The sequence below is a fragment of the Herbaspirillum aquaticum genome (genome assembly GCF_002213425.1).
GTDB lineage: Bacteria > Pseudomonadota > Gammaproteobacteria > Burkholderiales > Burkholderiaceae_D > Herbaspirillum > Herbaspirillum aquaticum.
The window spans coordinates 71364-85477 of the sequence record NZ_NJGV01000029.1; the positions used below are offsets into that span (position 1 = coordinate 71364).

Here is a 14114-nt window from a genome sequence, read left to right on the forward strand (position 1 = left end):
TTGAGGAAATCAGCAGGCCGCCATGCGCGGCGTTACACCGGTTCTTCCGGCGGCGTGGCCGGAATGCCCAGGGTGGTCATCAGGTGTTGCTGGGCGTTGAAGCACTGCTGCTTGTTGCGCGCCTTCTTGAGGGTGTAGACGCCGTTGACGTCGAGGTGCCAGGCGTTGGTGTTGTCCTTCAGGTAGGGATTCAATCCCTCGGTCATCACGCGCTTCTTGAGCGTCTTGTCCAGCACCGGGAAGGCGACCTCGATGCGGCGGAACAGGTTGCGGTTCATCCAGTCGGCGCTGGCCAGGTAGACGTCGTGCTTCAGGTCGTTGCGGAAGTAATAGATGCGCGAGTGTTCCAGGTAGCGGCCGATGATGGAGCGCACCTTGATGTTCTCCGACAGCCCCGGTACGCCGGGCCGCAGCGCGCAGGCACCGCGCACGATCAGGTCGATCTTGACGCCGTCGGCTGAAGCCGCATAGAGCGCGCGGATCACCGACTCATCCAGCAGCGCATTCATCTTGGCGATGATGCGTGCCGGTCGTCCCTCGCGGGCAATCTGTCCCTCGTTGCGGATGGCGCGGATGATTTCCTTCTGCAGCGAGAAGGGCGCCAGCCACAGGTGCGTGAGATTGCGCGGCTTGGTCAGGCTGGTGAGGTGGATGAAGACCTCGTTGACTTCGGCGGTCAGCTCCTGGTTGGAGGTCAAGAGACCAAAGTCGGTATAGAACTTGGTGGTATTGGGGTGGTAGTTGCCGGTGCCCAGGTGCGCATAGAAGCGCAGGTTCTGGTCGTCGTCACGGCGGATCACCAGGGCCAGCTTGGCGTGCGTCTTCAGGCCGACCACGCCGTAGACCACCTGCGCACCGGCCTGCTCCAGCTTGACCGCCCAGTTGATGTTGGCCTCTTCGTCGAAGCGCGCCATCAGCTCCACGATCACTGTCACTTCCTTGCCGTGCTGGGCGGCGTAGATCAGGGCCTCCATCAGGTCCGAGTTCATGCCGGTGCGGTAGATGGTCTGCTTGATGGCCAGCACGCGCGGATCATGGGCGGCGGTGCGGATGAAATCGACCACCGGCTGGAAGGACTGGAAGGGGTGGTGCAGCAGCACGTCCTTCCTGTCCAGCGCGGCGAAGATGTTTTCATTGGCCAGCTGCGGGGGCAGCGTGGGCGAGAAGGGCGGGAAGCGCAACTCGGGCTGGTTCACCAGGTTCACGATCTCGCCCAGGCGCACCATGTTCACAGGACCCTGCACGGCGTAGAGACGATTGCGCTCGATGTTGAACTGGTTCAGCAGGAACTGCGCCAGGTGTTCCGGGCAATTGGCCGCCACTTCCAGGCGCACCGCCACACCGAACTGGCGGCTTTGCAATTCGGTCTCCAGCGCCTGGCGCAGGTTCTTGACCTCTTCTTCATCGACCCACAGGTCGCTGTTGCGGGTGACGCGGAATTGCGAATAGGCGGTGATATCGCGGCCCGGGAACAGGTCCGCGATATGCGCATGGATCACCGAAGAGAGCAGGCAGAACGAGGACTGGCCCTTGGCCGACAGGTGGTCCGGCAGCTTGATCACGCGCGGCAGTACGCGTGGCGCCTTGACGATGACGATGGCCGTACCGCGTCCGAAGGCATCCTTGCCGGAGAGCTCGATGATGAAATTGAGGCTCTTGTTGTGCACCTGCGGGAAGGGGTGGGCCGGGTCCAGCCCGATGGGCGTCAAGAGCGGGCGCACGTGCTGCTCGAAATATTGCTTCACCCAGGCGCGCTGGGCTTCGTTGCGGTCGTCATGGCGCAGCAGGTGGATGCCGTTGGCGGCCAGCTGCGGCAGGATCTCTTCGTTCAGGAGTTCATATTGGCGCGTGACGATGCGGTGGCATTCGGCGCTGGTGCGCTCGAGCGCGGCGCGCAGCTCGGGCGGATCGATGTTCTCGCCCTCGATGCGGTTGGCCAGCAGGCTGGCGATACGCACTTCAAAGAATTCATCGAGATTGCTGCTGCAAATGCACAAATAGCGCAGGCGCTCCAGCAGCGGCACGCTGTCGTCTTCGGCCTGGGCCAGCACACGGCGGTTGAAGGCCAGTTGCGACAGTTCACGGTTGAGGTAAATCGTACTAGCGGGAAGTTCAGGTTGGGTACTGCTCTCCGGCTTTGCTTTTCTGGTCATCAATGGTCCCTGTCCATCCACTTTGAGCGGGCAGTGTATTTAGGAGGTATGACGAGTTTATGACAACACCTTGGCGGCCTTGTCACATTTGGATCAGTATAAATCCATCTTTATATGATGACAAAATCATATTTGTCGCGAGGCAACCCTTTGCATTGGCCTGCGCGGACCGTGACATCAAATTGTCAGGAAAGCCGCACTGCGCGTGGCATGCGGCTTTTCGGGCGGTTCGGGCGCGCTGTTGAGGGTCTGCTGCAACGCGGCGCAGGGGCCTGTGCAATCTGGACTGGATGACAAGTTCGGGTCATAAACTCGTCACATTAGCTGGTTAAAGTTCGCCCTGTCTCGAAAGTCATCCCTCCCGATGTGATGTTTCTCGGTGACCGTCCTCTCTTCAAAATCATAGGAGTAGCAGAAATGGGTTTTAACCATCTGATCAAGTCTGTTGCAATCGCAGTGGCTGGCGCTTTCGCTTTCAGCGGTGCCGCGCATGCAGCAGAAATCACCGGCGCTGGCGCCTCCTTCCCGTACCCGGTCTACGCCAAGTGGGCTGAGCTGTACAAGGCCGCCACCGGCAACAGCCTGAACTACCAATCCATCGGTTCGGGCGGTGGTATCAAGCAGATCAAGGCCAAGACCGTCGATTTCGGCGCCTCCGACGCCCCGCTGCCGCAGAGCGAGCTGGCTGAAGCCGGCCTGACCCAGTTCCCCGCCGTCGTCGGTGGTGTGGTCCCCGTGGTCAACCTGGACGGCGTGACCCCCGGCCAGATCAAGCTGTCGGGCCAGGTGCTGGGCGACATCTACGCCGGCAAGATCACCAAGTGGAACGCCGCTGAAATCACCGCGCTGAACCCGGGCGTGAAGCTGCCCAATGAAGACATCACCGTCGTCTACCGTTCGGACGCATCGGGCACCTCCTACGTCTTCACCTCCTACCTGTCCAAGGCCAACGCTGACTTCAAGAGCAAGATCGGTGCTGGTACTGCCGTGAAGTGGCCCACCGGCGTGGGTGGCAAGGGTAACGAAGGCGTTGCCGCCAACGTGCAGAAGGTCAAGGGCGCCATCGGCTACGTCGAGTACGCCTACGTCAAGAAGAACAAGCTGAACTACACCCAGCTGAAGAACAAGGATGGCAACTTCGTCTCCCCGGACGATTCCACCTTCAAGGCCGCTACCGCCGCTGGCGACTGGGCCAAGACCCCGGGCTTCGCTGTTGACTTCACCGATGCCGCCGGCAAGGAATCGTGGCCGATCTCCAGCGCCACCTTCATCCTGCTGCACAAGGAACAGGCTGGCGATGGCGCCAAGGGCAAGGAAGTCCTGAAGTTCTTCGACTGGGCCTACAAGAACGGCGGCAAGGTTGCTGCTGAACTGGACTACGTGCCCCTGCCGGATTCGGTCACCAAGCTGGTGGAAGATTCCTGGAAGAGCAACGTCAAGGACAGCAGCGGCAAGGCGCTCTGGTAAGCCAAGCCCAGTCCGGCCGGATGCCATCAACATCCGGTCATAGCAGCCTCTCCCCTACGGAGCATTCGGGTCATCGCAGCGAGAACGAGCAACTCTGGAGCACAGAGCATTCGCGGCGATGGCCCGTTTTAATGGTGAATTCAAATGAGCGCTAATTATTCCACCACGGCAATGTCGAATACCGAAGTCAAAAAATCCCCGACAGAGACTGAAAGCGCGCAAGCGGCGCGCGAGAAGCTGATGGTCGTCATGCGCCACCAGCGTCTGCAGGATTTCTTTTTCCACAAGATCACCCTGATCTTCGCCCTGTCCGTGCTGCTGATGCTGGGCGGGATCATCGTTTCCCTCATCATCGGTGCCGCGCCGGCGTTCCAGGCCTTTGGCCCGGGCTTCATCACGCGCGTCGAATGGGATCCGACCAATAACGAATTCGGCGCCATGATCGCCATCGTCGGCACGCTGTCGACCTCGATCATCGCCTTGCTGATCGCCTTCCCCGTCAGCTTCGGCATTGCCCTGTTCCTGACCGAAATCTGCCCCGCCAAGCTGCGCCGCCCGCTGGGCACCTGCGTGGAACTGCTGGCCGGCGTGCCCTCCATCATCTACGGCATGTGGGGCCTGTTCGTGTTCGCGCCGCTGTTCTCCGAATATGGCCAGCCCTTCCTGAAGGCTACCTTGGGCCAGATCCCCGGCATCGGCGTGCTGTTCTCCGGCCCGACCATGGGCATCGGCATCCTGACCGCCGGCCTGATCCTGTCGGTGATGATCATCCCCTTCATCTCCTCGGTGATGCGCGACGTGTTTGAAGTCGTCCCTGCAGTGCTGAAGGAGTCGGCCTACGGTCTCGGCTGCACCCGCTGGGAAGTGGTGCGCAAGGTGGTGCTGCCCTATACCAAGACCGGTGTGGTCGGTGGCGTGATGCTGGGCCTGGGCCGTGCGCTGGGCGAGACCATGGCGGTCACCTTCGTGATCGGCAACTCGCACCGCCTGTCCTGGTCGCTGTTCTCGGCCGGCAACTCGATTGCCTCCACCCTGGCCAATGAAATCGCCGAAGCCTCCAGCAAGCTGCACGTGTCTTCGCTGTTTGCCCTGGGCCTGATCCTGTTCGTCATCACCTTCATCGTTCTGTCCGCCGCCAAGATCATGCTCATGGGCATGACCCGCAAGGAAGGATCCAAATAATGAGCCAGACCGTACAAGCCGGTGTGAAAAGCACCGACCAGGCGCAAGCCATGAACCCCGTCTACCGCCGTCGCCTGATGCAGCATCGCATGGGCATGCTGTTCTCCTTCCTGGCCATGGGCCTGGGCCTGTTCGTGCTGGCCTGGATCCTGCTGACCCTGGTGTTCAAGGGCGTGGCAGCCCTCAACCTGGGCCTGCTGACCGAAAACACGCCTGGTCCGGGCGATGCCGGCGGCGGCCTGCTGAACCCCATCGTCGGCTCGCTGCTGATGGTCGGTATCAGCACCATCATCAGCACCCCGATCGGCATCCTGGCCGGCGTCTATCTGGCGGAATACGGCGAGGAAAGCAAGCTGGCCCAGGTCACCCGCTTCGTCACCGACATCATGCTGTCGGCGCCGTCGATCGTCATTGGCCTCTTCATCTACGCCATCTACGTGGCCAACGTGAACCACTTCTCGGGCTGGGCCGGTACCTTCGCCATTTCGCTCATCGCCATTCCGGTGGTGGTGCGTACCACCGACAACATGTTGAAGCTGGTGCCCAACGGCCTGCGCGAAGCCGCCTTCGCCCTGGGTGCGCCGCGCTGGAAGGTGGCCATCATCGTGCGCCTGCGTGCCGTCAAGGCGGGCGTGGTGACCGGTGTGCTGCTGGCCGTGGCGCGTATCTCGGGTGAGACCGCTCCGCTGCTGTTCACCGCCCTGAACAACCAGTTCTTCAGCACCAACATGAACCGTCCGATCGCCAACCTGCCGGTGGTGATCAACCAGTTCGCCATGAGCCCGTATGACAACTGGGTCTCGCTGGCATGGGGCGGCGCCTTGCTGATCACCTTCAGCGTGCTGCTGCTCAACGTGCTCTCGCGCACCCTGTTCAAACAACAAATCCCCGGCTAATTCTCCAAGTGACCGACATGACTACTGCTCATCAAATGGCAAGCCACGCTTCGACCGCACCTCTCAACGCCGCTGCGGCCCAGAAGGCCACGCTGGAAGTTTCGCAACTGAACTTCTACTACGGCGGATTCCAGGGTTTGAAGAACATCAACCTGAACATCTACGAAGGCAAGGTGACCGCCTTCATCGGCCCCTCCGGCTGCGGCAAGTCTACGCTGCTGCGCACCTTCAACCGCATGTATGACCTGTACCCCGGCCAGCGCGCCGAGGGCAAGATCATCTATGCCGGCAACAACATCCTCGAAGCGGGCCAGGACCTGAACATGCTGCGCGCCAAGGTCGGCATGGTGTTCCAGAAACCGACCCCGTTCCCGATGTCGGTGTACGACAACATCGCCTTCGGTATCCGCCTGTATGAAAACCTGCCCAAGGGCGAGATGGATGAGCGCGTCGAATGGGCCTTGAACAAGGCGGCCCTGTGGGGTGAAGTCAAGGACAAGCTGCACAAGAGCGGCCTGTCGCTCTCCGGCGGCCAGCAACAACGCCTGTGTATCGCACGCGGCGTGGCCGTGAAGCCGGAAGTGCTGCTGCTGGATGAACCGACGTCGGCACTGGACCCGATTTCGACGGCCAAGGTGGAAGAGCTGATCGGTGAGCTCAAGAACGACTACACCATCGCCATCGTGACCCACAACATGCAGCAGGCGGCGCGCTGCTCGGATTACACCGCTTACATGTACCTGGGTGAGCTGGTGGAGTTTGGCGAGACCGACCAGATCTTCATGAATCCGGTGCGCAAGGAAACCCAAGACTACATCACCGGCCGCTTTGGCTAATAGGGTACGGCCTGGGCTACTGCGCATCCCGATCTCTGCGCTGCGATGCTCGCCGTACCCCAGTACGGCTGCGCTTCTCCCGCAGACCTCGGGATTGCTCGCTACGCCCATGCCGCACCCCGAACCGTAGTCATTGCACTGTATAAATTATTTATAGAAATTCTTTTTAGGGACGTCACATGACCGGCGATCATTCCTCCAAACAGTATGACCAGGATCTGGAGCAGATCCGCTCCAAGGTGCTCGCCATGGGCGGCATGGTGGAACACCAGTTCCAGGACGCGATTGCAGCCTTCCGCAACGGCAACCTCGATGTCGCCCATCGCGTGATGAAGGACGACGAAGCCGTCAACCGCCTCGAAGTCGAACTCGACGACGCCTGCAGCCACCTGATCGTGCGCCGCCAGCCGACCGCCAATGACCTGCGTACCGTCATGGCAACCATCAAGATCATCACCGACCTGGAACGCGTGGGCGACGAGGCGACCAAGATCGCCCGTACCGCCATCCACCTGCACAAGCGCGGTATCGGCCTGGTCTCGCACTACGAAACCGTAAGCCTGATCGCCGAGCAGGCCATGGACCAGCTGCGCAGCGCCCTGGACGCCTTCGCCCGCCTGGACGACCAGCAGGCCGCTGAACTCATCAAGCAGGATGAGCGCATCGATCACGGCTTCCGCTCCATCACCCGCAGCCTCATCACCTTCATGATGGAAGACCCGCGCACCATCTCCGGTTCCATCGATACCCTGTGGGTGGCCAAGGCCATCGAACGCATCGGCGACCACGCCAAGAACATCGCTGAATACGTGGTCTACGTGGTCGGTGGCAAGGACATCCGCCATACCGATTTCGGTTCGGCCAAGTCCGCCCTGGACGAAGAAGACTAAGCACGACGGCACCGGTGCTGGCAGCGGGGGAAGCGCTGCCAGCACCGGATTGCGGAGGGGAGACCCGCGATACTGCTTACCAGCCCGAATATCATGACCACTATCCTCATCGTCGAAGACGAACCCTCCATCGCCGAACTGATTGCCTTCACCTTGAAGGAGGCAGGCTGGTCCAGTTTCGTCGTCTCCAACGCGGCCGCGGCCTGGGATTTCGTCCAGCACCGCGCCCCGCAACTGGTACTGCTGGACTGGATGCTGCCGGACCGCAGCGGCCTGCACCTGCTCTCGCGCATCCGCGCCGACCGCCAGCTGCAGCAGCTCTCGGTCATCATGCTCACCGCCAAGAGCATGGAAGAAGACAAGATCGCCGGCCTCGACAACGGCGCCGACGACTACATCACCAAGCCCTTCTCGCCGCGCGAACTGACCGCGCGCATCAAGGCCCTGCTGCGCCGCAAGAGCCCGGAGCATGCCCAGGAAGTGATGTCGGCCGGTCCGGTCACGCTCGATCCGGCCAGCTGCTCGGTGAGCCTGTCGGGTGCACGCATCGATATCGGTCACGCTGAATACAAGCTGCTGAAGTTTTTCCTGGCGCATCCTGACCGCGTGTTCTCGCGCAGCCAGCTGCTCGACCGCGTCTGGGGCGACCACGTAGTGATCGAAGAGCGCACCGTGGACGTCCACGTATTGCGCCTGCGCAAGGCCCTGCGTGATGCCGAGTACCTCATCAAGACGGTGCGCAGCGTGGGCTACATGCTCTCGACCAAATAAAGATCAGGCAAATAAAGATCAGGCAAATAAAGATCAAAGACCAAACCAGCCCGCGTCGTTCATAATCAGGAAAATTATAAATTCGGCGCGCGGGCGCTTCCCAGATTTATCTGTCAAATCAATGAGTCCACAACTTTTGTTCTGGATTCCTGCTGTATTGCGCCTGGTGTTGTGCCTGGCCGGAGCGGGAGTCGTCGGTTTCTTTTTCGGTCCCATCATCGGACTGGTCACGGCGGTGCTGGGCGTGGGCGCGATGATGATTGCCCATCTCCACTACCTGCTGCGCCTGTCGACCTGGCTGGATGATTCCGGCCAGTCGCGCCTGCCCGATGGCTGGGGCGCCTGGACCGATGTCTATGCGCGCCTCTACCGCATGCGCCGCGACGATGAAAAGAACCAGGCCGAACTGGCCGAGTGGCTGGCGCGCTTCCGCCAGGCCATGAGCCTGCTGCCGGATGGCGTGGTGATCATGGATGATGTGCTCTTCCTTGAATGGTGCAACCCCGCCGCACAGGCGCACCTGGGCCTGAAGCTGGACCGCGACAAGGGCATGCGGGTCACCAACCTGATCCGCAACCCGGCCTTCATCGATTACATCATCCTGGGCCGCTACGAGCAGCCGCTCACGCTGGCCCTGCACGAGCGCAAGCTGATCATCCAGATCATTCCCTTCGAGAACCGCAGGCAGATCCTGGTCACCCACGATGTCACCGAATCGCAGCGCATCGACATGATGCGTCGTGACTTCGTGGCCAATGCCTCGCACGAATTGCGTACGCCGCTCACCGTCATCAACGGCTTTCTCGAAATTGCGCTGGCCCAGCCGAACCTGGATGAGTCCACCCGCATGGCCCACCTGAAGCTCATGACCGAGCAGGGCCAGCGCATGCAGAACCTGATTGACGACATGCTCACGCTGACGCGCCTGGAGTCGATCGACTACCCGCTGCGTTCCGAAGTGCTGCGCGTGCGCCCGCTGCTGGAGCGCATCGCCGAGGAAGGCCGCGCGCTGTCGGCGGGCAAGCATGACATCCGCCTGGTGGTCGACGGCCCCGACCTCAAGGGCAATGCCGACGAACTGCGCAGCGCCTTCACCAACCTGGTCACCAATGCCGTGCGCTATACCCCGGAAGGCGGCACCATCACGCTGCGCTGGCAGAGTGACGAGCAGGGCGCCCATTTCGCGGTGCAGGATACCGGCATCGGGATCAGCCCCGAACACATCTCCCGCCTGACCGAACGTTTCTATCGCGTCGACAAGAGCCGCTCGCGCGAGACCCAGGGCACCGGCCTGGGCCTGGCCATCGTGCGCCACGTGCTGCTGCGCCACCATGCCACGCTGGAGATCGCCTCGGTGCCGGATCATGGCAGTACCTTCACCGTGCACTTCCCGGCCACCCAGACCATCGAGGACTATGCGGCGCAGCCGCAGCCCTGATCCTTGCAGAGTCGTTCAAACGGAATTGGAAAGGATGCTTCGGCATCCTTTTTTCATCTTTGAATTGAAGACAGCGGCGTACCATGGCGCCATAGCTCAACGCTGACACATCGTCAGTAAGTGAAATTACGAATGCCCGCTTCTCTGTCTTCCCGGCAACAATGGCGCCTCGCCGGGCCCTGCGGTCTGTGGGGAATCCGCACGCCCCGGAGCAATGCGAGTCTCAGGCGGGCTTTGCATTCCTGCCGCGCATACGGCGCATGACGCCCTGTGTACGGTATCCGTCATTGAACCGGCGGCGGTCATCCCGTTGCCGTGCTGAAAGCTTGTTGTCAGGAAAACCCTGATCGCGCCGCGACGGTATTCGTCGCACCATGTACCGAAGTGTCAACACCCGGTCTGCAGCATGGCCCGGTTTGCCTTTCCACCTACTGCGCAAAAGAGAAAACGATGAGCTATTTCGCCAACATGAAAATCGGGCGCCGCCTGGGCGTAGGATTTGCCGTGATCCTGGCCGCTGCCAGCGTCGTGGTCGCACTCTCGATCTGGCGCCTGCAAGGCATCGCCGCAGCCACCGACGAGATGATGCACGAGCCGCTGACCAAGGAACGCCTGGTCTCCGACTGGTATCGCACCATTCACACCAGCGTGCGCCGCACCACGGCCATTGCCAAGAGTGCCGATCCAAGCCTGGCCAGCTTCTTCGCCGCCGACGCGGCCGAAGCCAGCCGCATGTCCACCGAGCAACAGAAGGCCATCGAAGCGCTGATCGAGTCGCCCGAGGAGAAAGCCGTCTTCGCCAAGCTGGGCGAGGTGCGCAAGGATTACATCAAGCATCGCGATGCCATCTCCAAGGCCAAGGCCGACGGCAACGCCGAAGAAGCCGCCAAGATCCTGGCCGGCCCCTTTGACGTGGCAGCCAAGGGCTACCTGGATTTGCTGCAGCAGTTGCTCAACCTGCAGCGTGCCAATATTGACCAGGTGGCGCTGCATATCCAGGAGGTCTATCGCGAGAGCCGCAACCTCATGATCGGCCTGGCCATCCTGCAGGTGGTACTGGGCTGGCTGTTTGCGCGCAGCCTGGCGCTGGGCATCACGCGGCCGCTGGAGAAGGCGGTCAATGTGGCAGAAGCCGTGGCGGCCGGAGACCTCACCACCCGCGTCGATGACAGCCTGATCGCCCGCAAGGATGAAACGGGCAAGCTCATGCACGCCCTGCACGCCATGACCGTCAACCTGGCCCGCATCGTCGGCCAGGTGCGCAGCGGCACCGATGCCATCGGCACCGCCTCGCGCGAGATCGCCACCGGCAACCTCGACCTCTCCGCCCGCACGGAGCGCCAGGCCGGTGCGCTGGAGGAAACCGCATCAGCCATGGAAGAACTGACCTCCACCGTGGCCCAGAACGCCGACAACGCACGCCAGGCCAACCAGCTCGCGGCGTCGGCTTCGTCAGTGGCGCAGCAGGGTGGGGAAGTGGTGTCGCAGGTCATTTCCACGATGGGCTCGATCAACGAATCCTCGCGCAAGATCGTCGACATCATCAGCGTCATCGACGGCATCGCTTTCCAGACCAACATCCTGGCCTTGAACGCTGCGGTCGAAGCAGCCCGTGCCGGCGAGCAGGGCAGGGGCTTTGCAGTGGTGGCCTCCGAAGTGCGTTCGCTGGCCCAGCGTTCGGCCTCGGCCGCCAAGGAAATCAAGACCTTGATCGATGACTCCGTGGCCAAGGTCGGCTCGGGCAGCGAACTGGTGGAGCGTGCCGGCACGACCATGGATGAAGTGGTGGCCAGTGTGCGCCAGGTCGCCGACATCGTCTCCGAGATCACTGCTGCCAGCAGCGAGCAGAGCGACGGCATCAGCCAGGTCAACTTGGCCATCACCGACATGGACCAGACCACGCAGCAGAACGCGGCCCTGGTCGAAGAAGCCGCCGCCGCCGCCGAAGCCATGCAGGAGCAGGCCGCGCGCCTGTCCGAGGTGGTGAGCCAGTTCAAGGTACTGGCGCAGGACCAGGTGGGTTATGGCAGCGAAGAAGTGGCCAGCCGCGTGGCAGTGGACATCACGCCGCCGCGACCGGCCTTGCGCTGATATCGCGACGAAACTGACGACCCAAACAAGGAACCCGCCATGCATATCCTGGCGGGTTCTTTGTTTTGGGAGGCCGTCAATCCGGTGGTAGCGAGGCAGGTGAAACAATCTGCTGCACCTCCACAGGGCAGGGTCGGGGACCGAGCCCCCGCGCCCTCAGTAGGTCGCGCGTCCGCCCGACAGATCGAAAACGGATGCGGTAGTGAAGGAATTTTCCTCCGACACCAGCCACGCCACCATCGCTGCCAGCTCCTCCACCTTCACGAAGCGCGCGCGCGGGATCTTGGAGAGCATGTAGTCGATGTGGGCCTGGGTGCATTGCTCCAGGATGCGGGTCTGTGCGGCCGCCGGGGTGATGGCGTTGACGGCGATGTTGCGGGTAGCCGTTTCCTTGCCCAGGCTCTTGGTCAGGGCGATCATGCCGGCCTTGGCCGCGCTGTAGGCCGAGGCGGTCGGATTGCCTTCCTTGCCGGCGATGGAGGCGATGTTGACGATGCGACCGTAGTTCTGCGCGATCATGCGCTGGACCACCACCTGGTTGACGTAGAAGGCCCCGTTGAGATCGATGTCGATCACGCGGCGCCACTCTTCGGGCGAGTAGTCCGCCACCGGATTGTTCTGTCCGGCGATGCCGGCGCTATGCACCAGGATGTCGATGGACTGGGTGAGTTTTTCGGTCGCTTCAATGGCTTGCTGGACATCGGCCTGGCTGGAGATGTCGACGCGGATGGTCTCGACATGGCCCAGCGGCTCCAGCTTGGCGCGGGCCTCGGCCAGCGCTTTTTCGTCCATGTCCCACAGCACCACCTTGGCGCGCCCTTGCAGCAGGCGTTCGGCCACGGCATAGCCGAAGCCCTGGGCGCCACCGGTGATGATGGCGCTGCGGCCCTGGAAATCGTAGTGATTCATTGTGTCTTCTCCTTCCCTGTTGCGGTCTATTGGATCGCGCAAGCGGACATGCGCCCGCGCATGGTCGTTCTTGTTCTTGTGGATGTCGATGGAGATGCAACCGCGCCGCCGGATGGCAGCGCGGGGTGACGCGGCGACCGTTGTGGGTCAGGCGTCGATGGTCTTCTGCTGCTGTTCGCCCAGGCCGTCGATGCCCAGGCGCATGGTCTGGCCGGCGCGCAGGTAGACCGCTTCCGGCTTCACGCCCATGCCCACGCCCGGTGGCGTGCCGGTGGAGATGACGTCGCCCGGCTGCAGGCTCATGAAGCGCGACAGGTAGGAGACGATGTGGGCCACGCCGAAGATCATGGTGCTGGTGTTGCCGTTCTGGTAGCGCTTGCCGTCCACTTCCAGCCACATGCCCAGCTTTTGCGGGTCGGCGACTTCATCGCGGGTGACCAGCCAGGGGCCGATGGGGCCGAAGGTATCGCAGCCCTTGCCCTTGTCCCAGGTGCCGCCGCGTTCGATCTGGTATTCGCGCTCGGAGACGTCGTTGACCACGCAATAACCGGCCACGTGGGACATGGCGTCCTTCTCGTCGATATAGGTGCCGCCCTTGCCGATGACCACGCCCAGTTCGACTTCCCAGTCGGTCTTTTTCGACCCGCGCGGGATCTTGACGTCGTCATTGGGGCCGACCACGGCGGAGGTCCACTTGTTGAACACCACCGGTTCTGCCGGGATGGGCAGGTTGGATTCGGCGGCGTGATCGGCGTAGTTCAGGCCGATGCAGATGAACTTGCCGATGTTGCCCACGCAGGCGCCAATGCGCGGCGAGCCTTCCACGGCGGGCAGGCTTTCCAGGTCGAGCTTCTTGATCTTGTCCAGGGAAGCGTCATCCAGTACGGCACCGTTGACGTCCTTGATGTAGGCGGACAGATCGCGGATCTTGCCGGATTGGTCGAGGATGCCGGGCTTTTCCTGCCCCACCGGGCCGTAACGCAGTAATTTCATCGTGTTTCCTTTGAGAAAATTTGTCTCTGGATGACAGCGCGGTGCCGTGGCGCGGCCTCAGGCTGCCGAGGACCAGCGACATGCGGGACACTGTCGTTTTGGGAAGCACGATATTACCAGTTTATTGGTAAGACCAATAGAGTTTGGATACGCATTGAGGGAAGATGAGTTCCCGCGTATTTGAGAATTGCAAGTTGACAGGTTTAATGATGAGTTGAATTTCAACTCAATAAAATTAATAGATTAGGTTCGAAGTGCAATTGTCGGCCAGGACTTCTAAGCTGAAAAACATCTCGTCGTTCGGAGAAAGAATAATTCGAGAAGGTGCCACTTGAACACCTCAATTGAAATTCAGGGAGCGCGGCGAGAAATACTTTCTCGGTAAAAGTACTGTGTTGATTTGCTCGCAGAATTGACCCTCTCCATCTGACCCACCTTCCACCGCCTTCCGAAGGCTGCGACGCGGTCGTACGACCCCTTATAGCCTA

General features: G+C 61.6%; 11 protein-coding genes. 8 read left to right on the plus strand and 3 right to left on the minus strand.

Annotated elements, in window-relative coordinates; genetic code table 11:
* Positions 1–32: 32 nt before the first annotated feature.
* Entirely contained in the window at positions 33–2153 is a 2121-nt protein-coding gene (gene ppk1, locus CEJ45_RS22915; protein ID WP_088757343.1) for a polyphosphate kinase 1, read from the minus strand.
* A gap of 417 nt (positions 2154–2570) precedes the next feature.
* Between ppk1 and pstS the strand changes: the two genes are divergently transcribed.
* The 8 genes from pstS (at position 2571) to CEJ45_RS22955 (ending at position 11724) form a co-directional block, all read left to right on the plus strand.
* Positions 2571–3620 (plus strand): phosphate ABC transporter substrate-binding protein PstS, encoded by a 1050-nt coding sequence (gene pstS / locus CEJ45_RS22920; RefSeq protein WP_088757344.1) that lies wholly within the window; start codon positions 2571–2573, stop codon positions 3618–3620.
* A gap of 144 nt (positions 3621–3764) precedes the next feature.
* Positions 3765–4802, plus strand: a complete 1038-nt coding sequence (pstC, locus tag CEJ45_RS22925; protein ID WP_370516288.1) for a phosphate ABC transporter permease subunit PstC — start codon at positions 3765–3767, stop codon at positions 4800–4802.
* Positions 4802–5698, plus strand: coding sequence for a phosphate ABC transporter permease PstA (gene pstA / locus CEJ45_RS22930; RefSeq protein ID WP_088757346.1), 897 nt, complete (start codon positions 4802–4804; stop codon positions 5696–5698). The genes pstC and pstA overlap by 1 nt, the downstream gene beginning before the upstream one ends.
* A 35-nt stretch (positions 5699–5733) precedes the next feature.
* On the plus strand, positions 5734–6534 hold the full coding sequence (gene pstB / locus CEJ45_RS22935) for a phosphate ABC transporter ATP-binding protein PstB (protein ID WP_088757347.1): 801 nt from the start codon (positions 5734–5736) through the stop codon (positions 6532–6534).
* A 179-nt stretch (positions 6535–6713) separates the two neighbouring features.
* On the plus strand, positions 6714–7424 hold the full coding sequence (gene phoU, locus CEJ45_RS22940; protein ID WP_088757348.1) for a phosphate signaling complex protein PhoU: 711 nt from the start codon (positions 6714–6716) through the stop codon (positions 7422–7424).
* A 93-nt stretch (positions 7425–7517) separates the two neighbouring features.
* Positions 7518–8195 (plus strand): response regulator, encoded by a 678-nt coding sequence (locus tag CEJ45_RS22945; protein ID WP_034332673.1) that lies wholly within the window; start codon positions 7518–7520, stop codon positions 8193–8195.
* Positions 8196–8316: 121 nt separating this feature from the next.
* Positions 8317–9633, plus strand: coding sequence for a phosphate regulon sensor histidine kinase PhoR (gene phoR / locus CEJ45_RS22950; protein ID WP_088757349.1), 1317 nt, complete (start codon positions 8317–8319; stop codon positions 9631–9633).
* A 450-nt stretch (positions 9634–10083) separates the two neighbouring features.
* Entirely contained in the window at positions 10084–11724 is a 1641-nt protein-coding gene (locus CEJ45_RS22955; protein ID WP_088757350.1) for a methyl-accepting chemotaxis protein, read from the plus strand.
* A 156-nt stretch (positions 11725–11880) separates the two neighbouring features.
* On the opposite strand, the gene CEJ45_RS22960 is transcribed toward CEJ45_RS22955, so the two are convergent.
* Both CEJ45_RS22960 and CEJ45_RS22965 read right to left on the minus strand, forming a co-directional pair.
* On the minus strand, positions 11881–12633 hold the full coding sequence (locus tag CEJ45_RS22960) for an SDR family NAD(P)-dependent oxidoreductase (RefSeq protein ID WP_088757351.1): 753 nt from the start codon (positions 12631–12633) through the stop codon (positions 11881–11883).
* 147 nt (positions 12634–12780) lie between these two features.
* Entirely contained in the window at positions 12781–13626 is an 846-nt protein-coding gene (locus CEJ45_RS22965) for an ureidoglycolate lyase (protein WP_088757352.1), read from the minus strand.
* Positions 13627–14114 lie beyond the last annotated feature (488 nt).

Coding starts and splice junctions, on each gene's coding strand:
- ppk1 (WP_088757343.1), bottom strand. CDS start 2,153: ATGACCAGAAAAGCAAAGCCGGAGAGCAGTACCCAACCTGAACTTCCC.
- pstS (WP_088757344.1), top strand. CDS start 2,571: ATGGGTTTTAACCATCTGATCAAGTCTGTTGCAATCGCAGTGGCTGGC.
- pstC (WP_370516288.1), top strand. CDS start 3,765: ATGAGCGCTAATTATTCCACCACGGCAATGTCGAATACCGAAGTCAAA.
- pstA (WP_088757346.1), top strand. CDS start 4,802: ATGAGCCAGACCGTACAAGCCGGTGTGAAAAGCACCGACCAGGCGCAA.
- pstB (WP_088757347.1), top strand. CDS start 5,734: ATGGCAAGCCACGCTTCGACCGCACCTCTCAACGCCGCTGCGGCCCAG.
- phoU (WP_088757348.1), top strand. CDS start 6,714: ATGACCGGCGATCATTCCTCCAAACAGTATGACCAGGATCTGGAGCAG.
- CEJ45_RS22945 (WP_034332673.1), top strand. CDS start 7,518: ATGACCACTATCCTCATCGTCGAAGACGAACCCTCCATCGCCGAACTG.
- phoR (WP_088757349.1), top strand. CDS start 8,317: ATGAGTCCACAACTTTTGTTCTGGATTCCTGCTGTATTGCGCCTGGTG.
- CEJ45_RS22955 (WP_088757350.1), top strand. CDS start 10,084: ATGAGCTATTTCGCCAACATGAAAATCGGGCGCCGCCTGGGCGTAGGA.
- CEJ45_RS22960 (WP_088757351.1), bottom strand. CDS start 12,633: ATGAATCACTACGATTTCCAGGGCCGCAGCGCCATCATCACCGGTGGC.
- CEJ45_RS22965 (WP_088757352.1), bottom strand. CDS start 13,626: ATGAAATTACTGCGTTACGGCCCGGTGGGGCAGGAAAAGCCCGGCATC.